The organism is Mesorhizobium sp. M0598, from assembly GCF_040320865.1.
Classification (GTDB): domain Bacteria; phylum Pseudomonadota; class Alphaproteobacteria; order Rhizobiales; family Rhizobiaceae; genus Mesorhizobium.
The window spans coordinates 30,897-56,092 of the sequence record NZ_JAMYQL010000016.1 but is presented as its reverse complement, the minus strand read 5'-3'; the positions used below and the strand labels follow the sequence as shown (position 1 = coordinate 56,092).

General features: G+C 64.0%; 26 protein-coding genes. 14 read left to right on the top strand and 12 right to left on the bottom strand.

Translation table 11 applies throughout. From position 1 onward, the window contains the following. The first annotated feature begins 24 nt into the window (after positions 1-24). The 9 genes from NKI59_RS20070 to NKI59_RS20030 all read left to right on the top strand — a co-directional run bounded on the left by NKI59_RS20070 (position 25) and on the right by NKI59_RS20030 (position 6,289). A complete protein-coding gene (locus NKI59_RS20070; RefSeq protein WP_352645505.1) occupies positions 25-1,389 on the top strand; it encodes an LLM class flavin-dependent oxidoreductase in 1,365 nt (454 codons plus the stop codon). A 40-nt stretch (positions 1,390-1,429) separates the two neighbouring features. Then, positions 1,430-2,278 carry an ABC transporter permease gene (locus tag NKI59_RS20065; protein ID WP_352645507.1) on the top strand — a complete coding sequence of 283 codons (849 nt, stop codon included), beginning with the start codon at positions 1,430-1,432 and terminating at the stop codon, positions 2,276-2,278. A gap of 58 nt (positions 2,279-2,336) precedes the next feature. Next, positions 2,337-3,335, top strand: a complete 999-nt coding sequence (locus NKI59_RS20060; RefSeq protein WP_352706328.1) for an ABC transporter substrate-binding protein — start codon at positions 2,337-2,339, stop codon at positions 3,333-3,335. A gap of 37 nt (positions 3,336-3,372) precedes the next feature. Continuing rightward, on the top strand, positions 3,373-4,134 hold the full coding sequence (locus NKI59_RS20055; RefSeq protein ID WP_352472198.1) for an ABC transporter ATP-binding protein: 762 nt from the start codon (positions 3,373-3,375) through the stop codon (positions 4,132-4,134). Between the two features lie 172 nt (positions 4,135-4,306). Beyond that, entirely contained in the window at positions 4,307-4,948 is a 642-nt protein-coding gene (locus NKI59_RS20050; RefSeq protein WP_352706325.1) for a BA14K family protein, read from the top strand. A 127-nt stretch (positions 4,949-5,075) separates the two neighbouring features. Then, positions 5,076-5,405: a DUF2934 domain-containing protein gene (locus tag NKI59_RS20045; RefSeq protein WP_023677296.1), complete on the top strand. Its 330-nt coding sequence runs from the start codon at positions 5,076-5,078 to the stop codon at positions 5,403-5,405. A gap of 3 nt (positions 5,406-5,408) precedes the next feature. Further along, complete coding sequence (locus NKI59_RS20040; protein WP_023677295.1) at positions 5,409-5,558, top strand: hypothetical protein; 150 nt, start codon at positions 5,409-5,411, stop codon at positions 5,556-5,558. 206 nt (positions 5,559-5,764) lie between these two features. After that, positions 5,765-6,025, top strand: coding sequence for a hypothetical protein (locus tag NKI59_RS20035; protein ID WP_352621365.1), 261 nt, complete (start codon positions 5,765-5,767; stop codon positions 6,023-6,025). A gap of 3 nt (positions 6,026-6,028) precedes the next feature. Continuing rightward, positions 6,029-6,289 carry a hypothetical protein gene (locus tag NKI59_RS20030; protein ID WP_023677293.1) on the top strand — a complete coding sequence of 87 codons (261 nt, stop codon included), beginning with the start codon at positions 6,029-6,031 and terminating at the stop codon, positions 6,287-6,289. Here the strand turns inward: NKI59_RS20030 and NKI59_RS20025 are convergent. The 7 genes from NKI59_RS20025 to NKI59_RS19995 all read right to left on the bottom strand — a co-directional run bounded on the left by NKI59_RS20025 (position 6,286) and on the right by NKI59_RS19995 (position 15,380). Next, entirely contained in the window at positions 6,286-6,990 is a 705-nt protein-coding gene (locus NKI59_RS20025; RefSeq protein ID WP_352706323.1) for an SOS response-associated peptidase, read from the bottom strand. The two genes, NKI59_RS20030 and NKI59_RS20025, sit on opposite strands and share 4 nt — an antisense overlap. Positions 6,991-7,102: 112 nt before the next feature. Then, a complete protein-coding gene (locus NKI59_RS20020) occupies positions 7,103-7,318 on the bottom strand; it encodes a hypothetical protein (protein WP_023677289.1) in 216 nt (71 codons plus the stop codon). 1,086 nt (positions 7,319-8,404) lie between these two features. Further along, positions 8,405-10,192: an ABC transporter ATP-binding protein gene (locus tag NKI59_RS20015; RefSeq protein ID WP_352706321.1), complete on the bottom strand. Its 1,788-nt coding sequence runs from the start codon at positions 10,190-10,192 to the stop codon at positions 8,405-8,407. Positions 10,193-10,201: 9 nt separating this feature from the next. Continuing rightward, entirely contained in the window at positions 10,202-11,230 is a 1,029-nt protein-coding gene (locus NKI59_RS20010; RefSeq protein WP_502894491.1) for a glycosyltransferase family 2 protein, read from the bottom strand. A 6-nt stretch (positions 11,231-11,236) separates the two neighbouring features. After that, a complete protein-coding gene (locus NKI59_RS20005) occupies positions 11,237-12,340 on the bottom strand; it encodes a glycosyltransferase family 2 protein (protein WP_352645517.1) in 1,104 nt (367 codons plus the stop codon). Positions 12,341-12,342: 2 nt separating this feature from the next. Then, positions 12,343-13,539 carry an acyltransferase family protein gene (locus NKI59_RS20000; RefSeq protein ID WP_023677284.1) on the bottom strand — a complete coding sequence of 399 codons (1,197 nt, stop codon included), beginning with the start codon at positions 13,537-13,539 and terminating at the stop codon, positions 12,343-12,345. Between the two features lie 434 nt (positions 13,540-13,973). After that, complete coding sequence (locus NKI59_RS19995; protein WP_352706319.1) at positions 13,974-15,380, bottom strand: DHA2 family efflux MFS transporter permease subunit; 1,407 nt, start codon at positions 15,378-15,380, stop codon at positions 13,974-13,976. Between the two features lie 203 nt (positions 15,381-15,583). Here NKI59_RS19995 and NKI59_RS19990 point away from each other — a divergent pair, with 203 nt between their 5' ends. Next, on the top strand, positions 15,584-16,486 hold the full coding sequence (locus NKI59_RS19990; protein ID WP_352706316.1) for a sigma-70 family RNA polymerase sigma factor: 903 nt from the start codon (positions 15,584-15,586) through the stop codon (positions 16,484-16,486). A gap of 97 nt (positions 16,487-16,583) precedes the next feature. Here NKI59_RS19990 and NKI59_RS19985 read toward each other — a convergent pair whose 3' ends face one another. Continuing rightward, positions 16,584-17,786 carry an MFS transporter gene (locus NKI59_RS19985; protein ID WP_352706314.1) on the bottom strand — a complete coding sequence of 401 codons (1,203 nt, stop codon included), beginning with the start codon at positions 17,784-17,786 and terminating at the stop codon, positions 16,584-16,586. A gap of 216 nt (positions 17,787-18,002) precedes the next feature. Here NKI59_RS19985 and NKI59_RS19980 point away from each other — a divergent pair, with 216 nt between their 5' ends. Continuing rightward, complete coding sequence (locus NKI59_RS19980; RefSeq protein ID WP_352706311.1) at positions 18,003-18,431, top strand: VOC family protein; 429 nt, start codon at positions 18,003-18,005, stop codon at positions 18,429-18,431. 89 nt (positions 18,432-18,520) lie between these two features. On the opposite strand, the gene NKI59_RS19975 is transcribed toward NKI59_RS19980, so the two are convergent. Then, a complete protein-coding gene (locus NKI59_RS19975; protein WP_352706309.1) occupies positions 18,521-19,414 on the bottom strand; it encodes a LysR family transcriptional regulator in 894 nt (297 codons plus the stop codon). A 97-nt stretch (positions 19,415-19,511) separates the two neighbouring features. Here NKI59_RS19975 and NKI59_RS19970 point away from each other — a divergent pair, with 97 nt between their 5' ends. Together NKI59_RS19970 and NKI59_RS19965 are read left to right on the top strand one after the other, a co-directional pair. After that, complete coding sequence (locus tag NKI59_RS19970; RefSeq protein ID WP_352706307.1) at positions 19,512-20,261, top strand: SDR family NAD(P)-dependent oxidoreductase; 750 nt, start codon at positions 19,512-19,514, stop codon at positions 20,259-20,261. Between the two features lie 152 nt (positions 20,262-20,413). Beyond that, positions 20,414-20,797: a YybH family protein gene (locus tag NKI59_RS19965; protein ID WP_352706305.1), complete on the top strand. Its 384-nt coding sequence runs from the start codon at positions 20,414-20,416 to the stop codon at positions 20,795-20,797. A gap of 106 nt (positions 20,798-20,903) precedes the next feature. Here the strand turns inward: NKI59_RS19965 and NKI59_RS19960 are convergent, their stop codons facing one another. Continuing rightward, the gene (locus NKI59_RS19960) at positions 20,904-21,365 is read right to left on the bottom strand and encodes an Lrp/AsnC family transcriptional regulator (protein ID WP_352569119.1); all 462 of its coding nucleotides are present in this window, start codon (positions 21,363-21,365) and stop codon (positions 20,904-20,906) included. Between the two features lie 158 nt (positions 21,366-21,523). Between NKI59_RS19960 and NKI59_RS19955 the strand changes: the two genes are divergently transcribed. Beyond that, a complete protein-coding gene (locus NKI59_RS19955; protein ID WP_352706302.1) occupies positions 21,524-22,531 on the top strand; it encodes an ornithine cyclodeaminase family protein in 1,008 nt (335 codons plus the stop codon). 80 nt (positions 22,532-22,611) lie between these two features. Here the strand turns inward: NKI59_RS19955 and NKI59_RS19950 are convergent, their stop codons facing one another. Both NKI59_RS19950 and NKI59_RS19945 read right to left on the bottom strand, forming a co-directional pair. Continuing rightward, the gene (locus tag NKI59_RS19950; protein WP_352706300.1) at positions 22,612-23,544 is read right to left on the bottom strand and encodes a dimethylarginine dimethylaminohydrolase family protein; all 933 of its coding nucleotides are present in this window, start codon (positions 23,542-23,544) and stop codon (positions 22,612-22,614) included. A 28-nt stretch (positions 23,545-23,572) separates the two neighbouring features. After that, positions 23,573-25,165 carry a zinc-binding metallopeptidase family protein gene (locus NKI59_RS19945; RefSeq protein ID WP_352706297.1) on the bottom strand — a complete coding sequence of 531 codons (1,593 nt, stop codon included), beginning with the start codon at positions 25,163-25,165 and terminating at the stop codon, positions 23,573-23,575. Between the last annotated feature and the right edge of the window lie 31 nt (positions 25,166-25,196).

Sequence of the window (25,196 nt, the reverse complement as noted above, 5' to 3'; positions counted from 1 at the left end):
CGATCCGTCCAGGAGCACGCCGCGATGACCAGATCCACCAAATCCAGGCAAATCAAACTGGGCGCTTTCCTGCCCGGCGGCGGACAGCATATCGCCGCCTGGCGCCACCCCGAGGCGCCGGCCGACGGCGCCACCAATTTCGAGTTCCACAAGCAGCTCGCCCTGACCGCCGAGCGCGGCCTGTTCGATGCCTATTTCCTCGCCGACAATCTGACCGTCGGGCTCGGCGCCCGCGAAGGCGGCAATGCCAAGATCGCTGGCTTCGAGCCAGTGACGCTGTTTGCTGCGCTGGCGCCGCTCACCACGCATCTCGGCTTCATCGCTACCGCCTCGACCACCTACGAGGAGCCCTACACGCTCGCCCGCAAATTCGCCTCGCTCGATCATCTGTCGAATGGCCGCGCCGGCTGGAACGTCGTCACCTCGGCCGGCGACGAAACCGCGCGCAACTTCAATCGCGAGACGCAGCCTGCCCACGCCGAGCGCTATGCCCGCGCGCATGAGCATGTCGAGACGGTCAAGGCGCTGTGGGACAGCTGGGAGGACGATGCCTTCATCCGCGACAAGAAATCGGGGCGCTTCTACGACAAGGACAAGCTCCACGACATCGACCACAAGGGCGCGCATTTCAGCGTGAAAGGGCCGCTCAACGTGCCGCGCCCGGTGCAGGGGTACCCGGTCGTGGTGCAGGCGGGGCAATCGGAAGACGGTCGCAAGCTCGCCGCCCACTCGGCGGAAGTCATCTTCACCGCCCATCAGAACCTGGCGTCGGCGCAGGAATTCTATCGCGATATCAAGGCGCGCGTGACGGCCGCCGGCCGCAATCCCGAGCAGGTGCTGATCATGCCGGGCGTGGCACCCTTCGTCGGCCGCACCGAAGAAGAAGCGCGCGCCAAGTACCAGCAACTGAACGATCTCATCCTGCCCGAAGACGGCGTCGCCCTGCTCAACGGGCTGGCCGGCCAGACGCTCGACATCACCGGCTATCCGCTCGATGGACCGCTGCCGCCGAGCAAGGAGACCGAAGGCATGAAGAGCCGCCAGGCGCTGATCCGCCAGATTGCCGACGAGCACAACTTCACCATCCGACAGCTCTACCAATGGGTGGCAACGGCCCGCGGCCATTATACCGTCATCGGCAGCGCCACGCAGGTCGCCGATCAGCTGGAGGAATGGTTCGGCAACGAAGCCGCCGACGGCTTCAACATCCTGCCGCCCTGGCTGCCCGGCGGGCTCGACGACTTCGTCGAGCTCGTGATCCCCGAACTGCAGCGCCGCGGCCTGTTCCGCACCGCCTATGAAGGCAGGACACTGCGCGAGAACCTCGGCCTCAGGCGGCCGGAAAACCCCTGGACCGCCGCCCGCTCGGCGGTGCTGGCCGCCGAATAATCCCGAGAAGCCCGATATTTTCCAAGCAGGAGGCAAGACGATGACCTTGCAGCACATCGAACAGGCCGCCAGCCTCGGCACGCCTGACAGCACGACAAGCCTCGGCACGGACCTCCTGCGCCTCGGTGGCCAGGCGGGCATCCGCTTCCTGTCGCGCTACGGCGTCCTCATCGCTTTCCTCGCAATCTGGCAAGTGTCGAGCAGCGCGGGCTGGGTCAACGCGGCCGTGCTGCCGCCGATCGACATGATTGTCGCAGCACTTTGGAAGGGGCTGGCCGGCGGCACTCTGCTCGGCGACATCGCCATCAGCCTGCAGCGCGCCGGTCTCGCTTTCGCGGCCGCCGTGCTGGTCGCCATCCCACTTGGCCTGTTCATGGGTCAGGTGCGCACAGTCGAAACCGCGCTCGATCCCATCCTGCAGGTTTTCCGCCAGACCTCGGCGCTGGCGCTCTATCCCGTATTTATCCTGCTGCTTGGGCTCGGCGAGGCGTCCAAGGTATTCGTCATCTTCTGGGCGACGCTGTTCCCGCTGCTGCTCAACACCATCGGCGGCGTCAAGCAGGTCGATCCGAAACTGCTGGAGATGGCCCGCGTCTATGGTGCCAGGCAGCTCACCGTCTTCCGCCGCGTCGTGCTGCCCGGCGCTGTGCCCTCGATCTTCGTCGGACTGAGGCTCAGCGCCACCACGGCGCTGCTCCTGTTGATCGCCTCCGAAATGATCGGCGCCAACAAGGGCATCGGCTTTCAGGTGATGAACGCGCAGTACAACTTCCAGATCCCGCTGATGTTTGCGGCAATCGTCATCCTCGCCGGCCTCGGCCTGATCGCCAACCAGGCGCTGGTCAGCCTGCAGCGCCGGCTCTGCCGCTGGAGCAATGCCGTCGACTGACCACCCGCCCTTACCAATCTCAACCAGGCCAGAACTCAAATCAGGAAAGACCCGGACCATGAAAATCACCCGCCGTTCCCTGCTTGCCGGCGCGCCCTTCGCCGCCGGCCTTCTCGCCGCCGGCCTGCCGCGCTTCGCCTTTGCCGAAGCCGCACCCGTCAAGTTCCGCTCCCTCGCCAGCCGTGGCAGCATCTCTCCGCATGAGCTGGCCGGCGAGCTCGGCTATTTCAAAGGCCTCGGTATCGAGGTGGAGAATGTCGGCTATTCCGGCGGCGGCCCGGAATCATTGTTCGCGCTCGCCTCCGGCAGCGTCGATATCGGATCGGCCGCAACCGCCGCCGTGATCAATTCGATCTCCGGCGGCAACGACTTCGTCGCCGTCTATCCGAGCAACGGCATCAACAGCAAGGTGCGCAGCGTCTTCTACGTGCTCGACGACAGCCCGATCAAATCGATCGCCGACATTGCCGGCAAGACCATCGCCGTCAACACGCTCGGCGCCCATCTCGACTACACCGTGCGCGAGGCGCTGCACAGCGTCGGCCTGCCGCCGGATGCCGCCAATCTCGTCGTCGTGCCCGGACCGCAGCTCGAACAGACCTTGCGCTCCCGTCAGGTCGACATCGCGGCGCTCGGCTACTGGCAGGCGACGTTTGCCGGCGCCCTCGTGGACAACGGCGGCGTGCGTGGCGTGTTCAACGACACCGACGTGCTGGGCGAGCTGGCCGGCGGCTTCGTCGTGCTCAGGCGCGACTTCATCGCCGCGCATCCCGACGCCGCCCGCAACTTCGTCGAACAATCGGCGCGCGCCTCCGACTGGTCGCTGCAGAACCCCGACGAAGCGCGCAAGGTGCTCGCCACAATCCTCGACAAGCGCGGCGAAAACGGCGAGCTGGCGCGTTACTGGACCGGCTTCGGCCTGCGCCAGGGCGCCAAGGCGACGGACCGCGACATCGACTTCTGGGTCAGCGTGCTCGAGCGCGACGGCCATCTGCCAAAGGGTAAGCTGAAGGCAGCGGACATCCTCTACCGGCTGGGCGAAACCAAGACCAACTGACAAAAGCAACCGACCAACCAGTTGGGAGACGAGTGCGATGAGCAGCACAAGCGGCGGTCAGGTCAGCATACGCGACCTGTCCAAATCGTTCAGCATCAGTGGGCGCTCGCTCGCCGTGTTGAGGACCCTCAACCTCGACATCCGCTCGGGCGAATGCCTTGTCATCGTCGGCGCCAGCGGATCGGGCAAGACCACGCTGCTGCGCATCCTAGCCGGGCTGGAGGCCGCCGACAGCGGCGGCGTCGCCATCGACGGCAAGCCGGTGCACGGCGTCGGCGCCGAGCGTGCGGTGATTTTCCAGGAGCCGCGCCTGCTGCCCTGGCTAACCGTGCTCGGCAATGTCGCCTTCGGTCTCGAAGTGCGCGGCGTGCCAAAGGCCGAGGCCGAGGAACGGGCGCGCTTCTATATCGCGCTCGTCGGCCTCGCCGAATTCAGCGATGCGTTTCCCCGGCAGCTGTCGGGCGGCATGGCGCAGCGCGTCGGCATCGCCCGCGCGCTGACCGTGCAGCCTGAAATCCTGCTGCTCGACGAGCCGCTGGGTGCGCTCGACGCCATGACCAAGATCGGCATGCAGGAGGAACTGGCGCGCATCTGGAGCGAGGAGAACGTCACCATGGTGATGGTGACGCACGACCTCGAGGAAGCGATCTACCTTGCCGACCGGGTGCTGATCCTGCCGAAGGAGAAAGGCGGCGCGGCGCGGCTGATCGACATCGACCTGCCCCGCCCGCGCGAGCGCAGCGAAAGCCGCTTCGTACGCTACCGCGAAGAACTGCTGCGCGAATTCGGGCTGCACTGAAAGCCGCCTAAGGGACCTTGGGTCCTCGCCCCGCAAAGCGGGGAGAGGTGTCTCGGCGAAGCCGGGACGGAGAGGGGCCCTCCTTTGAGAGCCCCTGCCCTCCCCGTGCACTTTCCTGGAACCGGATTCCCCACCCCCGCATTTCCTTAACCGGGAGGCGAAGGAGCGCGGCATGAAAGCCTTGTTCGCAATCTTTGGCGGCTTCGTGCTGACGCTTGCCGTATTCGCCAGCGGCCTGGCCTTCGCCACCTGGCTTCTAATAGCCAAGCCGGTACGGCCGGCCGCCCCGGTCTCCAGCGTCGCCGAACTGTGGACCAGGGACCCGCGACCGGTGAACCCGGCCTCGCAGCGCCTGGAGCGCCTCCCGGCCCGCCCGGTCCCCGTTCGCACCTCGGAAGTCGATCGCACCTCGAAACCCGCCGATGCCGCCGCAGCTTCGACACCCGACACCACCGCCACCGGCTCCATCAAACCGGCGGTAGAAGAGCAGCAGGCCCTGCCCGCTGCCCATGTCGAATGGTGCGCCAGCCGCTACCGCTCCTACCGGCCGGACGACAACCGCTACACGTCCTACAGCGGACAACAGCGCCCCTGCATCTCGCCCTATCTCGACGCCGGCGCCGCCGATGACGGCAGCTACGTCGAGGCGAGCGATAGGTCGTCAGTGGAGGGCTACCCGCCATCGGACGAAACCGGCGCCGCCGAGCTCTCATCCGATCACGTGCAATACTGCTTCAGCCGCTACCGGTCATATCGACCGGAGGACAACAGCTATCAGCCGTATTCCGGGGGGCCGCGCAGGCAGTGCGAGTAGGCAGGCCGGGGGGTTGCTGGCGGCCGCAGTGCATGGCGCCTTGTGCGACCCCACCCAACGATCACGCAGATTTCTTGGATCGTTCGGGTTGGCGCGGCGTTCATCCGATACCCAAGGAGAAATCAACATGGGCGACGACCGGGAAGACAAGATTCGTGAGCGCGCATACCAGATCTGGGAACGCGAAGGCGGGATCCATGGCGATCCCGAGCGGCACTGGCACCAGGCCGAGGCCGAGATCGACCGGGAGGCAGCCCTGCCACTGACGGCAGGTGATGCCCTGCCGGAAACCCGCGAGGTCGCGAGCTCCGACGTTTTGACGGTGGAGGCCCTGGCGGTGCGCACCGGCATATCGGGCGAACAGGCGCAGGAGCTGATCGACAGGCTGGGAAACGACAGGGCGGCTATCGAACAAGCCGCACGCAACCTCAAGGGGAAGCAGCGGCTCGGGGAGTGACAGATGATCAGAAAACTCAAAGACGGAAAATACCGCCTCTATTCGCGCAAGAAGGACGAAAAGACCGGCAAGCGCCGCAATCTCGGCACCTTCGATACCCGCGAGGCCGCCGAAAAGCACGAACGCGAGGTGCAGTATTTCAAGAGGCATTGAGGCGGCGTGCTGTCGCTTCCCAGGCAGCCGCGCCGGAGGGCAGCCTCCTGGCGGCTGTCCAGCGTCACGATGTGGTCCTTGGCGGTGCCTCCGTTGAAATTGAACAAAACGGGAACAAAAATGTCAAGAGCGAATTGACTCTGCGAGGAATGCCTTCCTATTTGTCACTAGGCGGGGCGGTTGCTCGCAAATCGAGGAGAGCCGCGATGGGCAGACGAAAAAGCCGGTTTGACAGGCTGTCGGCGAGGGATGCGGAGGCGATCATCAGGGACACTTTGAGCCTGCGCAAGACGGTGCTGTCGTCGCAGCTGCATCTGAAGGCGCATGGCGAGCTGTTCTGGCAGCTTTGCGGGCTTGTCGAGAAATTGCACGAGGTGCTGGCCAGCGTCGCGGAGAAGGAGCCCGATTACCGGATGGCGGAGCTTGGCCTGCTTCCGCTGCCCGAGGATTACTCGACCCGGAAATGAGCCATGGCCGGGCCGATGGACAGCGTTGGGCGTGCCGCCAAGGCCAACATGCTGCTCATCGTGGAGTGCGGCCATTGCTACCATGTCGGACGCTTCAGGGCGAATGACGTGGCCCAGGTGGTGGGCTGGAACAAGCCGCTGGAAGCGATCAGGTTCAGGTGCAAGCGATGCAGCCGCAAGGACACGACGGTGAAGACGCAGTTCATCGACCAGGACCATCCACCCAAGGGCTACATCTGGGTGCTGCAGAAATTCAAGCGCTAAAACAACGAGCCTTGCGCCGGCGCCTGCTGCGGAAACTTGATCTGTGTCGCCGGTTTTTCGACGATCACCAGCGCGTCATCGGGCGCCGTGCGCTGCAGGTGCCTTGCCTCCGACCACGGCGCGGTGAGCCAGGCCTCGGTTTCTTCCGGCGTGGTCAGGATCACCGGCATCGCCTTCTCGTGGATCGGCGCGATCAGCGCGTTGGGCTGGGTCGTCATGAAGCCATAGACCTGGTGATCGGCGGGGCCGTCCTTGACCTTGCGAAGGCCATGCCAGCGCGTCCACAGGCCGGCAAAGAAGAATAGCGGGCGGTCCTCGCCGATTGCAAACCAGTAGTTGCGCTGAATGCCGGTCTCGGGGTCCTTGTCGCCGGGCGTCGGGCTGGGCTCGGCGAAGCTGGTGACGGGCACCACGCAGCGGTTCTCGATGCCGAGATATTGCTGCCAGTGGCCGTATTGCGGATTGCGGATATTGGTGGTGCCATAGTCGGCCTTGCCCTTGACCCGCTCCAGTGGCGTCGGCATGCCCCACAGCAGGTTGGCCAATTCGCGTTCGCCGTCCGGCGTGTTGCGCACCACAGGGCCTGGCTGGTTGGGATAGATGTCGATGGAGGGTTCGAGATTGCCGAGGATGTCGCGCAAGGCGCGGGTCCACTGGCGGATGGCCTCCTGGCTGGTCGTGATATTGTAAAGATTGCACATTTCAGGCCGTTCCCGGATGCTCAGGCATCTTGTTGGAAACGGCCCGGAATTTCCAGCGCTGTCCGTTGAGTTGCTGACACGGCAGGCCGTGTCAGCAATGGCTTTGTGAGACCTACCGCGCCGATTGTCTCATAGCTTGTGCGGCTACCGCCGCGAGAAAAGCCCTCGCCGCGGCATCGCAGGCCGCTCGAGACGGGCCTTTGGCGAAAAGAAGAAGCTCGGCGGCTCGAATGTTGAGCCCGTGCTTCCTTGCGAATGTGGCTAGATCGTAAGGCTTGTTGTCGTAAGGTTCGTCGTAATCGATCGTCAGATCGTAGTTTTCTTTCATTTTCTTCCTCCCGTTAGCGATCTCCCCCCTCCTGTCGCTAACGCAAAATTAACGTCGATGGCGGCGGGCGAGTCCACCAATCACAGATTGTGTAAAAAACGTACGAGCTCGCATGCTCGCCCTCGCAACGGGCCTGCGAGCAATCGCCGCCGACCGGACCGGTCGAAAGAGCCGATTATGATGGCAATGTTGGAAAGGCTGCCACGGCCTGGTGCTACGAGGTGTCCGCGACGCCTAGCGTGCCTAAATGGCCGGCATTTTCATCTTCCGGGCCCCGGTCCGCAGCCGGCTTCGTTGGGTCCAGCTAAAGGATAAATCCGGCTAATAATACCGTAAGGAGTAGTGATAGCGGAACGGCCGCAAGACACCAGATCTCCAACGTGTTGTTTTGCATCGGGTCCATCATCAGCCTCACTTTTTGGTTTGTCATTGTGACACTAACGGTTGGTCGGAGGTAGCGGTTCCAAGCGACCCCGTTCATAGAGCGCTGCCTGTGCTGCATATTAGCAACAGCTTGACGACCGCTGAGCCCGTACCGCTTGGACAACTTCACTGGCGCCGGTGGATGCGTATTCCGCAGGACTGCAAGCGCCCCTCGGCATCAGTCGTGCGGGGATCGATCGCCGCCCATCATCAGCGCCGAGCCGGTCATGCCCCGGAACCCAATGGCTGCATCTATCTCCGGCCGAAGTTTCGCTACCACCGAGCCGATCCGATGTTCACTCCAGCCAGCGATGCGCGTTTACAGGGACCTAAGTCTGACCTGCCTGCGCAATGGTCTTGTGTACGGCCGGCGTCGGGAACAACTGCGCCCGTCTTCAGTTGATGGCGTCACCTCCTCGAGGAGACATCGGCGCAGAATCAGTCCCTTCATGCGCTGATTAGGGTCCGCCTGCCATTGCTGGATTTGGCAGGCGGACCCTTGGTTCGGTACGCTCCAGATGGAAAGCGGGTAAGCTCGGGATCACTCATCATCCCAGAAATCCCGTAGAGACGTATGGCGGAGGTCTTCCTCGCCCCTGAGATGCTTGACCTGGCTTGACATCCGAGACGACCTCCCAGCGCGCGCATGCAGCGGGGTCGCCCTCAGCCTTCCAGCGCCTCGTGCTGGTAAAGCTCGTCCATGCTGAGCGTCGCCAGGGCGGCGAACGGTGCCTGCTTTTTCACGCGGCCGTGGCTCAGGATCACGACGTCGTCGCAGAACGAGATGGTGCTGCGATGATGGCTGATGACGATGGTGGTGCGACGGCCGGCGCGCGACTTGAGCGTCTCGACGATTGCCGCTTCCGACAGGCCGTCCACCGCATTGGTGGCTTCGTCGAGGATGAGGATATCGGGATCGCGCACCAGCGCCCTGGCCAGCGCGATCCGCTGCCGCTGTCCCGCCGAGAGATTGACGCCACGATAGCCGACGACCGTCCAGTAACCCTGCGGCAGTTGCTCGATGAAGCCATGCGCTTCGGCCAGTTTTGCCGCGCGCTCGGCGTCATCGGCCGAGGCCGCGTCCTGGCCGTAGATGATGTTGTCGAAAATCGTGCCGTCGACCAGCTCCAGCTCCTGGCTGGCGAGCGCGATGTGCTTTCGCCATTGGCTGGGGTCGATGCGGTCCAGAGGCGATCCATCAACGAGAATCCTGCCGCTATCCGGTTCGACGAAGCGGCACAAAAGGTTGACGATCGTCGTCTTGCCGGCGCCCGACCGGCCGATCAGCGCGGTCGAGCGGCCGCTACCGATATCGAAACTCGCCGCATGCAGCACCACCGCGCGCTGCTCCGAGCCGGAATAGGTAAAGGTGACGTCCTCGAACTTGATGCCTTGGCTGAGCCCGGGGAACGCTGCGCTGCCTTGCGGCGGCTGGGGCTTGTCGGACGGGTCCAGCATCCACGTCACCTCTTCCAGCGATCCGCTGAGGCCCTGCAGCTGGCTCCAGGCCATTTGCAGCGACCGCATGTAGGGCTGCAGCCGGTAGAGCAGGATGACGAAGGCGACGATCAGCGGGAAGGAAACATTGGCGAACCAGGCGCCGATCACCACCGCCAGGAACAGCATGGCGTGCAGAACCTCGGTCAGCGGCGGCAACGCTCCCTGGCGGGTTAAAAGCACGAACGCCGCCCGGCGCACCGCGTCGGATGCCTGGTCGAAAGCCGCTTTCTCGCGTTGCTCCTGGCCAAAAATGCGGATCAGCCGCCCGGCATGCACCAGATGCAGCATCTGCGATGCGAGCTGGCTGTTGCGGGAGGCGACGCTGCGGCTCGGCGCCTTCAGATTGGCCGACAGCACGGCGTGCGCGACCTGGACCAGCGCCAGCCCCAGCGTCACCAGCAGCGTCATCTGCCACGACAGGAGCAGCAGGAAGGTCAGGAGGATGATTGCGGCCGACGCGTTGACGATTGCTCCCAGCGTGATCTGGATGGCATCCGAGGCCCGCCAGGATTCGTTGGAGATGATGTTGAGCAGCCGTCCGGGGGTTTGCTGCAGGAAGAACGGGTAGCCCACCCGCAGCAGCTGCTCCGACAGCGCGCTGCGGATCGAATGGCTTGCCTTGCCGTAGATGAAGGTGGTCAGCAGCGTGTTGGCAAAGGCGAACAGGTTCTTCAGCACGATCGAGCCGAGAATCGCGACCGAAATGACGATCAGCCGGTCGCGCTCGCTCAAGCTCGATCCGACATGCTGGAAGACGGCGGAGAAGCCAGCCATGCCGGTCTGCCCCTGTTGCCCCATGATTATGTTCAGCAACGGAATGATCAGGCCGATACCAAAACCTTCAAGCGCGGCGCTGAGCAGCCCGAGCACCACCACGGCAGGAAGCAGGCGCAACTGCTTTCTTCCGAGCGCGCGGCGCAGCATCGGCAGGCTGGGCGGCATCAATCGCATGGTGGCGGATCACCTCGCCTCGGCATTTGCCTGTTGCTCCTGTCGCATTTGCGCCGGCTGCGGCGATTTCGCCAGCAAAAGCACCGCGAATTTGGCTGCGCCGAGCAAATTCATGCCGACGATCGGCCAGTGCGACAGCTTGAGTTCACGGTCGAACAGAGGGCCTTTCACCAGTTCGCGCAAGGCCGCCCTCATCGACCAGTAGCAATGCCGAAGCAGCCACGGCGCGTGGCGGATATGTTTCAGGCAAAGCCCGCCATTACCCATGCTGTAGTCGCGGTGCAGCTTTTCGATGGCCTTGCGGTCGCGCCGGCCGTGATGGTGATAGATGGTCATGTCGGGCACATATTCGACCGGAATCCCAAGCAGCACCGCCCGCACCAGATAGTCCGTATCCTCGGCGGAGCGCAGCGGGCCGCCGGCGCCGAACCGTTCGTCGAAACGGCCGATGCGGGCGGCAACATCGCGGTGCATCGTCATGTTGCAGCCAAGCACGAAGCCGCCGGGATGGACATCCGGCGTAAGCCGCGCGCGCACCGGCGACCGCTTGATGGTGAACGGCAGGTCGCGAGGATCGCCGATCTCGACGCGGCCACCGCGGATGACCCGTTCGCCGGCCGCATAGTGCCGCTGCAGATCGCGCAGATAATCCTTGTGGACAGCGCAATCATCGTCGACGAAGACCAGCACGCGGCCCCGCGCCCGCTCCAGCCCGGCGTTGCGCGCGGCCGCCAATCCGGGTCGCGGCTCGCGAATGGCCGTGAACGGAATGTCCGAAAGTTCGGCTATGCCGGCCAGCCGTTTGGCCGTGCTGTCGGTCGAGCCATTGTCGACAACCACCAGTTCGGCAGAGAAGGCAGCGTAGGCGCGGCACGCGGCCTGGATCGACTTTATGCAAGGCTCGAGCACGTTGACGCGGTCGCGTGTGCAGACAATGAAGCTGACCTCCGGTGCCGGCCCGTGCTGCGGCCGGGGCGACATGGCCGCCGGCACCGTCGAGCGGCCGCGCTGCTGGAGCTGATGGGATTTGACGAACATGCGCTGCTAGCTCAACTGGTTCGAAGGCAAAACCGCCGCGGCCGGCACGGACTGCAGATACCGCGACAAGGCATCCACCTGCCTGGTGACCGACATCGAGGCGAGACTGAAGCGCGGCGCGAAGGCACCGGTGCGAAACACGTACTGCTCGCGCCGCCGGATGAGTTTCCATTTCGCCGTCCGCGTCAGGAATTCGTGCATCAGCTGCGGCTGCCTTTCCCCCGATATCAGCTGGTAGAGGAAATAGAACAGGTTCAGCGTGCCAGCCTGGTAGCTCGGCCTCGTCTCGGCCGGCAGCGCGGCAATCCTTTCTTCAAGCGCAAGGATCCATTCGGCGGCACGGCGAACCGTGTCCATCGACGGGACTTCACCGATGCCGCGGAGGTCCTGCGTCTCTTGTACGAGCCCTTCGCGCTCGAGGTTCTCGGCGACGATCTTCAAATGCGTCCTGCGCATTTCGCGCTTGTGCCTGTTGGTCACGCTGTCGTCATGGATACGATAGGCGATCAGGCTTTCGGGGATCATGGCCGCCGGGTAGCGGTCGGTCAGCCGCCTGAACAGGTCGAAATCCTCGGCATGCTTGTAGCTGGTATCGTAATATAGAACATCTTCTTCTATGACATTCCTGTTGTATACCACGGTGGAATGCATGAAGATCGTGAAGAACATCGACAATATACGCAGCGGATTGTCCTGGAATATCGGATCGGGCGAACCCCTGACGACGCGGTTGCCGAGCAAGGTATCGAAACCCGCGCCGCATAGAGCGAGGTCAGGCTGCTGGTTGAACAGCGCGACCTGCCGCGACAGGCGCTGGGGATAGGCGATGTCGTCGGCGTCCATCCTGGCGACCAGATCGCCGCGCGCCACGGCCAGGCCTTCGTTCAAAGTTGCGATCAGGCCACGGTTTTCGCGTGAGATGATCGAGATGCGGCTGTCGGCCTGGCGGTATTTCTGCAGGATCTGCAGCGAGTTGTCGGTCGAGCCGTCATCGATGGCGATGACCTCCAGACGATCGTAATCCTGCCGCAGGATGCTGCCCAGCGCAGCGGCGAGATAAGGTCCCGCATTGTAGATCGGCAGCAGAACTGACACCAAGGGAGCAGCCATGATCAGCTCCGATCGGTTCGTCGCAGCTTGCGTGGCAACGGTGAAGTGCCACCATCAAGCGGCCTGCCCAGATATGCTCCCGCCGCGAGCCATCCGGCATTGCCCACGTCAATGCCTGCCGGGATGGCGCCGCGGCCTTTTCGAGCAACATAGGGGAAGTGGCGCTTGAGGCTGTTGAGCGGCTTCTCGAAAAGCAGCCACGAGACCGAAGCCAGCATGAGCGTTGCCGTTCCCGCCACCAGAAACCGCCCGGGCCCTTGCTCCGAGACGTTGAGCGGGATCCACGGCTGCGATTTGACGACCAGCGCCAGCACTATGGGATGGTAGAGATAGACGCCGTAGCTGATGCGGCCAAGGCCAAGCAGCGGCGGCAGTTCGAGAAGTTTTCCGATATAGCCGCCAACCCCTGTCGAACAGCTTGCAACGATGACCACCAGCGGTACGAGAGGCAGGATCTGCAACAGCAGCCAGAGGCCCCATTCCTGCACCGGATTTGCCGGCGCCGGCGCAAACCACTGCAGAACGAAAAACGCCGCCGCGAGCCCCGGCCAGCCATTTCGAAGCCATTGCGGCAAGCCGGCTGTTCTTGACCGGTAGGCGGCAAGCAGCGCGCCTGACGCCAATGCGTCCATCGACGCCGGCGGCAGCAGGTCGCGTGCCAAACCCGGCGTTCCAGCGATCGGCCAATAAAACCGATAGGCCAGCGACAGCACGATAACGCCGATGCAGATCGATTCCAGGCGCCGGCGCGGCGCCAGCAGGACGATCAGCGGCCAGACGATATAGAACTGCTCCTCGATGCTCAGGCTCCAGAAATGGCAGAGCAGCCAGGGCGTCCATTCATTCTGCGCCGCGTACCAGAAATTCGACAGATAGAACGCATGCCAGACCAGTGATCCTCTAGACTGCTCCAGGTCCACCAACCAGACGAAACCCAGCACGGCGAAATAGGGCGGGAATATCCGCAGCGCCCGCCTGATATAGAAGGATCTCAGCGCCGGTCCGGCTTCGAATTCGGCGGCCGAGCGGGCTTCGAGCAGCAGGCGGGTGATCAGAAAGCCGCTCAGCACGAAGAACAGACGCACGCCGATATGGCCCCAGAACGAGGACCCTCCAGCCGCGAAGAAATGGGAGTACAGCACCATCGTCACGGCGATGGCCCTCAGCGCGTCCAATTGGGTGTCGCGCGCATTTCCCATTAGTGACGTACGCCGGCGGGACGGCGAAACTGCCAATCGGTCAATATAGCGGCTTCGTTCACGGCGCATTCCAATCGGAAGCGCCCCCCTTGCGCAGAATAGGACCACCATTGTGCAACGCAACACAAAAAGTTGACACATTTGAAACAGGAACGTGAGGCACGGCTAATAAAAGCCAAAAACAGCAGGAACCAGCCCGAATTGTCCATTTTTGACGATTTTCTCGCACTCCCTTGGCCCGCCGATATCGGCGGCAGGGTGCTGCGATGCAGCATGTTCGCCGCCATCACGGGCGCGCAAGATCTGGGTCTGGACACAGATGCCCCCCACAGGACCGGCCGGCAACCGACGCTCGGCGACCTTTTTGCTGCGCTGGCGCGGCCTGCTGTTAACGCGACAACAGTGGGAGCAAGCGCAAGCTTCCCGCCTCCGAGTTACGCCTCCTTGCTGGCATTCGCGAGCACCACTGCGCGACGCTCCGGGAGCCCCAATCCGACGAGCGCGCCGGCGAGCGAGAGCAGAGCGGAGACGTCGATTGCCGAGGTGAAGCCATCGCTGAACGCGTCGGTGGACGAGAAGCTTCCAGTGCCGGCGAACACCGCACCGGCGATCGCGATCCCGGATACGCCACCGAGGAAGCGGAATGTGTTGAACGTGCCGGCAGCCTTGCCGACCTCCGGCCGGGCGACCGCATTGAGAACCGCGTTCTGCGCGGCAGGCATGGCCATCGACACGCCGGCACCGGTAATGATCAGCGGGGCGACTAGCTGGATATAGGGCAGATCAGGTGCTGCGATCTGCGCCAGCCAGGCCATTCCAGCCGCTTGCAGGATCAATCCGGCCACGACAAGCCAGCGCTCGCCAACGCGGTTGATCAGGCTGCCGGCGATCGGTGCGACCACGAAAAGCGTGGCGGTCCAAGGCAGCAATCCCATGCCGGCGCCGAGCGGCCCACGGCTCTGGGCAAACTGCAGAAACTGCGGCAACAGGAACACGAGCCCGTACATGGCGGCGCAGAGCAGGAAGTTCGCCCCTACGCCCGAGGAGAATGCGCGCGCCTGAAAGAACCGCAAAGGCAGCATGGGCTCACGGGTACGCAGCTGCCAAAGGACGAATGCGATGGCCAGAAGCAGCCCGGCCGTCAGCGCCGACAGCACTTCAGAGCTGCTCCAGCCCACGATGTTGCCGCGCATCAGGCCCCAGACCACTCCGAATGCCGCCGCGGTTACCAGCACGACGCCGAGGACATCGATTGCCGTGCCCGGCCCGTGACTCTCCGGAATCCGACGCATCACCAGCGGGATGAGAACGATTCCGACCGGGACATTGAGCCAGAAGATCCAGTGCCAGGAGAGCCCTTCGGAAATCGCACCGCCCGCCATCGGGCCGATGATCAGAGCCAGGCCGGTGATGCTGCTGAAGATACCCAGCGCCTTGCCTCGCTCCTCCGGGGGAAAAGCGACGCTCAGCAGCGCCATGGCCAGCGGCATGACCATTGCGGCACCTGCGCCCTGGACCGCACGGGCCGCAATCAGCAATCCGGCATTGCCAGCGAGCGCGCAGGCAACCGACGCTGCGACGAACAACGCCAATCCGGCAACGAGCGTACGGCGGCGGCCGAACCGGTCACCGAGCGCAGCCCCGGTCATGAGCAGGACGGCAAAACTCAAATTATAGGCGTTCATCGTCCATTGCAGCGTCTCCAGCGAGGCATCGAGCTCGACCCGCATCGTGCTCAATGCGGTCGCCACAACCATCGCATCGAGAACGACCATCAAGGAGCCTATCGACGTGAGGGCGAGAACCCAGACCTTCGTTGATCCCGCACTTTGCTTGCTCATGACTATGGCGCCTCCGGCTTGAACAAAGGGCCCGCCAGGTTACGGGCCCGTGATCCAGAGACGCGTAGGGATCATGAAAGGATTCCAGCTAGAGAAAGTTTTTTCGACCGAATCCTTTTGCCATCGTCGAGCGTCTATAGGACGCTGCGCCCGATGGCGGGCGCCTCTGCCTGGGAGATACGCATGAAATCGACCCTTGTGCGATGACCGGATCCGCAATCGGCACGCCAGAAGGACGGGAGCCATTTGACCGGCTGCTCGGCGAATTACGGCCGAAACTGCACCGTTATTGCGCCCGCATGACCGGTTCGGTGATCGATGCCGAGGATGTCGTCCAGGAAGCTACGGTCAAGGCGCTCGAGGCGTTCCCCGGGACCGGGCCGATAGCCAATGTCGAGGGCTGGCTGTTTCGCATCGCGCACAATGCCGCGCTCGACCACCTACGCCGTCGTGCCAGGTTGGATGCCGCGCATATCGTTGAGGATATCGATATGATCCCTGACCCCGGCATGTCGGCCGAGGGCCGGCACACTGCGGCCGCAAGCCTGCAGACCTTCATGCGCCTGCCCGCGGCGCAGCGCAGCAGCGTCATCCTCATGGATGTGCTCGGCTATACGATCGAAGAAATCGGCAACATTATCGACAGCAGCGTCCCGGCGGTGAAAGCCGCACTGCATCGCGGCCGTCTGCGCCTGCGCGAGGTCGCCGGCGAGCCTGACGATAGGCCCGTGCCGGTGTTGGCCGAGCCCGAACGGGCGCGTCTGGCAGCCTATGTAGAGCGGTTCAACGCCCGCGACTTCGATGCGATCCGCGACATGCTGGCCGAGGACGTCCGGCTTGACCTCGTCAACCGGCTCCGGGCGAGTGGCCGCACGAAAGTGGGCCGGTACTTCCACAATTACGCGGGTATCCACGATTGGCGGCTGCTTCCAGGCCTGGTGGATCGGCAGCCAGCCATTCTTGTGATCGATCCGGACGACTCGGCCGGAGGGCTAAAATACTTTATCCTGCTGGAATGGGCCGGCGACAGATTGGTGAGAATTCGCGATTTCCGCTATGCGCGCTACACGCTTGACGGCGCCGAGGTGGTGCCTCTGCGGGCGTAGCAATTCGCGTTTCATAATGCCGAACAAACACTGCCAGCTATTTTTGGATCGCGGCCGCTTGCCATCCAAGCGGCCGCCCTTTTCCGCCGATCCTGCTTTAAGCCGGTTGCAACTCCCTGCGCGGCAGCGGCGGGAAGGCGATCGCAATCGCCATCGCGCCAAGCCCGACAAGAGCCGAGCCGATGAACAGCCAGGAATAGCTGGCATAGGCATCGAACACCATGCCGCCGGCGAGCGGGCCGAAAGCCATGCCGAGGCTGGACAGCATGGTTACTGCACCGAACACCGTACCGAGGATGCGCTGGCCGAAATATTCCCGCGCCAGCACCGCATAGAGCGGCATGACGCCGCCATAGGTGGCGCCGAAGATGACGGCGAGCGTGTAGAATTGACCAAGCTCGCTGACCGCCAGATAGGCTGCGATGACCACGGCCTGTATGGCCAGCCCGGTGATCAGCACCGGCTTGACGCCCAGCCGATCGGCAAGCACGCCGTAAAGCAGCCGGCCACCCAGCCCTGCCAGGCCCTCGATGCTGTAGATGCTGACCGCCGCCATCGGCGCTATGCCGCACAGCATGGCATAGCTCACCATGTGGAAGATTGGCCCGGAATGCGCCGCGCAGCAGGCAAAGAAGGTCAGTCCCAACACGATGAATTGCGGCGAGCGCAGCGCCTGCGGAACCGTCATGCCGGCACCCTCGGCGGCAACGCTTGGGGCAGCGCCGTCGGCAGCGGGCTTGGGCGGCTGGCGCACCAGAAGCGCGGCCGGCAGTAGCAGCACCCACGCGGTTATGCCGATGTCGAACATTGCGGTGCGCCAGTCGTAGGCCGAAATCAGCCAGCGGGCGAAGGGCGAGATGGTCATTGGCGCCACGCCCATGCCGGCCGAGACCAGCGAGACGGCGAGGCTGCGGTTCGTGTCGAACCAGGCGGAGGTGAGCGCGATCATCGGCGCAAAGAAGGCGCTTGCCGCGAGGCCGACGAGCACGCCATAGGCCAACTGGAAAACGAACAGCGAACCGGTGCGGCTGGCCAGGACCAGCGCCAGGCCAAGCAGCACGGCGCCGGTCATCACGACGATGCGGGCGCCGAAGCGGTCGTAAATGGCGCCCCAGGCGAAGCCGCCGAGGCCCATTACCAGGAAGTTCAGCGTCATCGCACTCGATATGCCGGCGCGCGACCATTGTGTGTCGAGCGCCATCGGTTCGAGGAAGATCGCCAGCGAGAACATCGCCCCGAGGGCGACACAGGTCATCAGCGCGCCAGCCGCGACGATAACCCAACGATAGGGAAGGCTCATTTCAATTTTCTCCCATGCCGGAAGCGTTGATACGGCACGACCTTTTCGAGCTCCGCCGAGCCGCTTGCGTCCGAAGGACGTTGGACATGTCTTGAATCCGACAATCCGGTTGCATTTTTTATCCAGTCGGCGCGATGGCGCCATTCCACGGCTTTCAGGATTGACCGCGCACCATTCGAAGCTAGATTTCCAACCGGCGATCAGGAGCTGTCAAGCATGGCAAATCAGGAACTTCATCGCGGGCGTCTCATCGACCACCTCCAGCTGGTGGTCAGGGATCTCAAGGCCAGCCGCCGTTTCTACGAGGCGGTTCTCAACGTGCTCGGCATCCCGATCGGTGGCGCCGGCAATGATTATTTCTGGGCCGACGAGCTGTTCATTTCCACCCCCGACAGCCCGGCGGCCCAAGGAAAGCTGACCGGCCGCCACCACCTGGCCTTCCAGGCAAATGACCGCGCCATGGTCGACGCATTCTACAGGGCCGGCCTCGACGGCGGCGGCACCGACAATGGCGCGCCCGGCGAACGATCCTACCATCCCGGCTATTACGCCGCCTTCCTGCTCGACCCCGACGGCAACAACATCGAGGCCGTCCACCACGGCGCGGCCAACCGCAGCGCCGATTCAGTGAAGATCACGTTCTAGCTCTATGGACAGGTAACGAAGGCGGGGGTCGCTTGTGCTACTAACAGGTAATCTCGAAGCCGCCGCTGTCTTTGCCACGGAGCCCTGCCCTATCGCGTCAGCGCAGCCATTTGGCCTGCAAGGAAATCGACGAACAGCCGCGCCCGGACCGGCAGCTGTCGCCCGTACGCATGGACTATGTGCACCGGCATGGTTGGCATCGCCACCGCGGGCAGGATGCGGACCAGGCGACCCGCGTCGAGATCGTCCTGCACGGCAAACCGCATCAGATGCGCGATGCCGGCGCCGGCAAGTGCGGCATTGCGGATGGCGCCGCCGTCATCGGTATCGAGCCGCCCATCCGGCACGATCATCGTACCGTCGGCAAATGTGACCGGATAAGGCCGGCCAGCCATCTGGTGGCGGACGAATTCATGGTCCCGTAAATCCTCGACCGATGCCGGACGGCCGCGCCGCTCGACATAGGCCGGTGAGGCCACCAGCATGATCGGCAGATTGGCGATCTTGCGCGCGACGAGCCCGGTGTCTGAGAGCGGCCCCATGCGCACCGCAACGTCATAGCCTTCGCGGATCAGATCGGCGTGACGGTCGGTGACGCTGAGCTCCAGTTTGACTGCGCCGTGCTGCGCAAGGAACGCTTGCGCCCATGCCGCGATCAGGCCACGCCCAAGCTCGACCGGCGCTGTAACGCGCAGCAGGCCGCGCGCCGTATCGGCCATCTGGACGATGTCTTCGGCATCGTCCAGCGCCCTGAGCAGCGGCGCCACGCGCTCGTAATAAGCGATGCCTTCGCTGGTCAGCCCGAGCCGGCGCGTCGAGCGCTGGATCAGCCTGACGCCGAGCCGACGCTCGAGCCGCGCCACGCTTTTCGACACTGCCGACGGGCTGGAGCCGACCAGCCGGCTGGCGGCATGGAACGAGCCGGCATCGACCGTGCGGACGAAGGCGACGAGACCGGCGGTCTTTTCGAGGATGGTGGTCATTCCGGAATTCCAGGCACGAAAGAACGGATTGTGGGCACCATAATACGCGTTTCGATCATGATTAAATACCGCTCATTGTCAACAAAGGAGAGATTTGATGAGCAAGCTGAACGGCAAGGTCGCCATCGTCACCGGCGCCTCCAAGGGTATCGGCGCCGCCATCGCCAAGAGTCTTGCCACGGCCGGCGCCGCAGTGGTCGTCAACTACGCCTCGTCACGGGAAGGCGCCGACCGCGTCGTCGCCGAGATCGAGGACCGTGGCGGCCGCGCCGTCGCCGTCCAGGGCGACGTGTCGCAAGCGGCTGATGTGCGCCGCCTGTTCGAGGCGGCGAAATTGGCGTTTGGCGGGCTCGACGTACTGGTCAACAATGCCGGAGTCTTCGCATTCGAGCCGCTGGAAGCGATTACCGAGGCCGAGTTTCACCGCGAGTTCGACACCAATGTGTTGGGCATCATTCTGACCACGCAAGCAGCAGTGAACCATTTTGGCGCGGGCGGCGGCAGCATCATCAACATAAGCTCGGTCGCCAGCCGCAATCCGCAGCCGAACTCGCTCGTCTACGCCGCGACCAAAGGTGCGGTGGACACGATCACGCTGTCGATGTCGCGGGAGCTCGGCGCACGCAACATCCGCGTCAACGCCATCGCGCCCGGCGGCATCGATACCGAGGGCCTCGCGCGCATCAGCATCGTCGGCAGCGAATTCGAGAAGCAGATTATAGCCATGACGCCGCTCGGTCGCTTCGGCCTGCCCGACGACGTCGCCCGCGTCGCGGTGTTCCTCGCCTCCGACGAAGCGTCCTGGCTGACCGGCGAGCGCATCACCGCCTCCGGTGGCTGGCGATAGGCATGGAGGGCGCGAACCTGCCGGCTCGCGGACCGTGCTACCCGCGGCGCGACGCACTGCAATCGATGACGAGAGCGATCCAAGCCCTATGTAGCAGCGAGGGAGGAGCGCCGTGCGGCATCGATGACGGCGAGATACTAGGGAGGTAACGGATGACGGGCGACGAAAAAGCAATCCGAAAGCTGGTCGAGACGTGGATGGATGCGAGCAAGCGTGGAGACATCGCGACCGTCCTCAGCTTGATGACGGACGACGCGATCTTCATGGTTCCCGGCCGGGAACCCTTCGACAAGGAGATCTTCGCGGCAGCCGCGCAGGAGACGGCCGGCGTTCACATCGACGGCACGAGCGATATCGTGGAACTGCAGCTTCTCGGCAGTTGGGCCTTCATCCGCAGCTGCATCGATATGACCGCGACCCCGCCGAATGGCGAGCCGGTCCATCGATCGGGATATGCGCTGACGCTCCTGCGCAAGGAGGCGGATGGTGAGTGGCGGCTCGCGCGCGACGCAAACCTGCTGACCGTGCAAGGCTAGAGCCGGTCTCCGGCATCTCTGCACCTGAAGGCGCGCCAGGGGGAGCGATTAGATGGCGAAGATGCGATGCAGGTCGCCCTGAACAGCGTTCCCCTCCTCTACCCGATCACACCGGCAAAAGGGCGTTCGGCTTGACATCGGCGATGGAGGCGAAAGTGTGCGTTTCGCGCACGCCGGGCAGCGGCAGGATGACACGCTGCAGGAAATCCTGGAACACCGCCATATCGGCGATCCGCGCCTTGACCAGATAATCGAAACCGCCAACCACCATATGGCACTCCAGAACCTCCGGAGCTTTCGCCACGGCTTCGGCAAAGCGGTCAAAGACGTGCGGCGCCGTGTGGTCAAGCCGGACCTCGATGAACACCAGCGTTCCCCGGCCGATCTTGCGCGGATCGAGCACGGCCCTGACCGCGGTGATAAAGCCGTCGCGGAACAGGCGCTTCACCCGCTGGCTGGTTCCGGTCGGCGACAGCCCGACGCGCCCGGCAAGATCAAGCGTCGTCCGACGGCCGTCTTCCTGGAGCAGCCTGAGCAGGCTGCGGTCTATCTGGTCGAGATCCTCCATTCCACAATCCACGCTATCTCAGAGATTTTTGTGCTTATTTCACGCAGAGATGCCAAAAACAACGTATTTCATCACATAAAACATAGCAATAACCTGCGCTTCTCTCACTCACCTAAGCAAACGCGGTGAGCCGATTTCGACGACCACAGGAGTGCAGGATGACCAAACAAGCGTTCAGCCCAGCCGGCAGGAGTGCGGCGGAAATCAGCAAGGGAGCGACCGAGATCCTGGTGCTGAGCGAAGCCGACGTGATGGCATGCATCGACCTCAGCCAGCTTCTCGATGTTCTGGAAGACGGCTTCAAGGCGCTGTCACAAGGCAAGGTCGTCAATCCACCCCGACCACAACTCGACATCCCCGGGGCCGGCTACAGCCTCGCCATGCCGGCCTGGATGGAGGGCATGAATCTGACCGTCAAGATCGTCAACGTCTTCGAAGGCAACCTGGCCAAGAACCTGCCCAGCCACCTCGCCACCATCAGCCTGTTCGATCCGCTGTCCGGCCTGCCGGTCTGTATCATGGACGGCACCTTCATAACCGCGGTGCGAACCTCCGGCTCCGCCGTGCTGTCGGTGCGCGCGCTTGCCCGCCGGGATGCCAGGATAGCGACCGTGGTCGGCGCCGGCGTGCAGGCCAACCAGCATCTGCATCTGTTGCCCTTCGTGCGCGATTTTGCCGAAATCCGTGTCGCTTCGAAGAGCTTCGACGATGCGGCAGCACTTGCCCGGCTGCATCCGTCGGTGGTGGCGGTCGCCGACCTCGAGACGGCAGTGCGCAGTTCCGACGTGGTGTGCCTGGCGACCCACTCCTACCAGCCGGTGATCGACGCAGGCTGGGTCCAGCCGGGCACGCATGTCTCCTCGGTCGGGGTGGCGCCGCCCGGCGGTGAAATGCCGATCGAGCTCATCGGCAGATCCAGTCTTTTTGTCGAAACCAAGGATGCATTCAAACCGACCCCGGTCGGATCTTGCGAGCTTGCCGGCTTCGACCCGGCTTTCGGCACCGAGCTTGGCGCCATGCTGCTCGACCGCGCGCCGGGCCGCGTTTCGGATCAACAGATCACCACCTACAAGGCGATGGGCATTGCGATGGAAGACATGGTCGCTGCCGACCTCGTCTATCGTTGCGCCCGGCGTCTGCGCAAGGGAAAGCTCATCGTGCTGTAGGCGCGCGCCGCGCGCCAGGCGGGATCGACGGTGCTGACTATGGCGCTTTCGCGCAAGCGGCCGGGCTAAAGGCCGGCCCCTCAGGCCGGCTCGCGCTTCAGCGCCTGCGCCATGCAGTGAATGCCGCCGCCGGTCTTCGATATCTCGCTCATGTCGATGGCCGCTACCTCGAAGCCGCGCGCCTTGAGCTGGCCGATCAGCGTCTGGCTCGAGGTCGGGGCGATCACCCTGTCCTTGCCCAGCGACATGAAGTTGCAGCCGAGCGCCATCGTGTCCTGGAAGGGCACGTCGATGATCTCGTGGCCCTTGCCCTTCAGCCAGTCGACGATGCCCGGTTCCGTGCAGGCAAGGCAGACGGCGGTGAGTTTTTCGGCGATCGGCACCACCATCAGGTCGATATGGACGTAATATTCATCGATAAAGGCGATGCGGGTCTCCCAGCCCTCCTTGTCGAACCAGGCCTGGACCTGGCGCGCGCCCTCCTCCTGCGTGCGGGCGCCGCCGCAGCCAATCAGCACCACGCCGTCCTCGATGACGTTGAAGTCGCCGCCTTCGAACGTGCCGGCGGTGACCATGTCGTAGATCGGTATGCCGAGCCTCTCATAGGTGCGGATCGCCGCGTAGTTCTCGCCGCGCCGCCACCATTGCGACATGGCGGTGATGATGGCGCCGTACGGCGTCATGACGCTGGAATCGCGCGAGTAGACCTGCATCGGCAGCTCCGGCGTCGGCTCGTGCCAGTGGGTGTTGACGCCGAAATGCTCATAGGCGGCGACCAGGTCCTTGTGCTGCGCCTGCGCGATCTGGACGTTGCACGGCGCCTCCCGCAGATGTTTTCGCGACAGCGAACTGGTCGAGAGATGGCGCAGGAAATTCGGCGAGCCGAGCAGCACGTCGGTCAGCACGTCGGTCTCGTTGGCAAAGCCCCAGGCGGTCAGCGGCTTGGTTCCGCCGGCCGGGTTGCGGCGCTGCAACGAGAACGGCTCGGTGACGATGCGGTCATGGACGGTCATGGGTTCTCCTCGTGATGGGGGCTGTTGATCATGCGGCTTGGTTGCCTGGTATCCACCAATCCCGTCCGCGCGGGGTGGTGACATATTCCGGCCAGCGAAATCCAATCGGCGGCTCGTAGTCGCACAGCGGCGCGATCCAGTTCGAGCCACCGATGCCGCCGCCGGTGCGGGCGACGAATTCGTCCATCGCCGCGTTGCGCGCGGCCTTGTCTTCCAACAGGCGAAGTGCCGCGAGCGCGATCGTCTTTGCTGCGCAGGTGACCATCGGGTCGATGGTGGCAGAAATGCCGCCCAGCGCATTCATCGCCCAGGATGGATAGGCGTGGCCATTCTGCGAACGCAGCGCCGGGCGGGCGCCGTAGAACCGCGCTGTCGGCGTGTGCCACGACATGTCGGTGTAGTCGTCGGAGGTCGAATTGAGCTGCGACGGCGGCAAGTCGCGGCGCAGGATCGCTTCTGCATCCTGCGGCGTGATCAACTGCTCCAGCTCGGCGATGAACGGCTCGTCGGTCGCCTCGCCGCCGGCATTGACCTGGATTTCTCGGGCGATCGCCTTGGCCGTCTCGTCCCAGCACGGCGGCCCGACCGCCGCCAGCGCGTCGAAGGCAATGCCGGCCATTGCGTGGTTGGCAAGCCCCGGCCGCGACTTCGACACCCAGTGCCGCTCATAGCGGCAGCCGCTCATCTTGGCTGCGGCTTCCGCATTGCGGTCGAGCATGGCGGTGACCTGCTCGGCCATCGCCAGCGTCGGCACGCGGATCATGTATTGGATCTCGGCCAGCCCGGCCGGCAGATTGTCGGCGGTCGCCTGGCCCGCCGTCAGGATCGCCTCGCTGATCGACCAGCCGCCCTGATGCGGCAGCATGGAATCGCGCAGCGCCTTGGAGGCCATGTACATCATCATCAGCGCGTCGTTAGCGCCGGGCGCCCTGACCGCCGAATGCGCCTGCGGGATGGGCGCTGCGCCGCCTGCCGCCCTCGCCCAATGTTCCGGCTCGTCGCAGATGAAGCGGTAAATCATCGCATAGGCCGCTCCGCAATGTGTGTCCCAGCGCGCCGTGTTGCACAGCGGCAGCATGTAAAAAGGATGGAAGGAGATCATGCCCGCCAGCCCATTGTAATAGCCCTTCACGGCATGGATCGGCTTCGATCCCCTAACCTTCTCCGCCGGCTCGCCGGTGAAGCGCAGCGTGCCTGATATGCCGTGGCGCTGCATCGCAGCCTTGGTCGCCAGCAGCCCGCCGAGGCTGGCAATGCCGAGGCCGGAATGCGGATCGGTGTGGCCACCGGCCTGTTCGCCGAGGCCCGGACGCGGTCGCTTCACCGTCGCCGCATCCTGGCAATTGCCTGGCACCGCGTCGTACTCGGCATACATGCCGATCGTTGGGCCGGTCCCGTTGGTCCAGTGCGCGCAAAACGCGGTCGGCATGCCGCCCGAGCCTTCCTCGACCGAAAACCCTTCGTGCTTCAGGCGCTCGACATACCAGGCTGCCGACTGGTATTCGCGCCAGGCGGTCTCGCCGAAATCGAAGATGGTCCGCGTCCACGCCGACAGCGACGGCTGGATTTCGTCCAGACAGGCAAGCGCGGTCGCTTGCGCCGAGGTCACCGGTATCTTCATCCGTCAAAGAAAGCAGTGAAGCGCCCCGCCA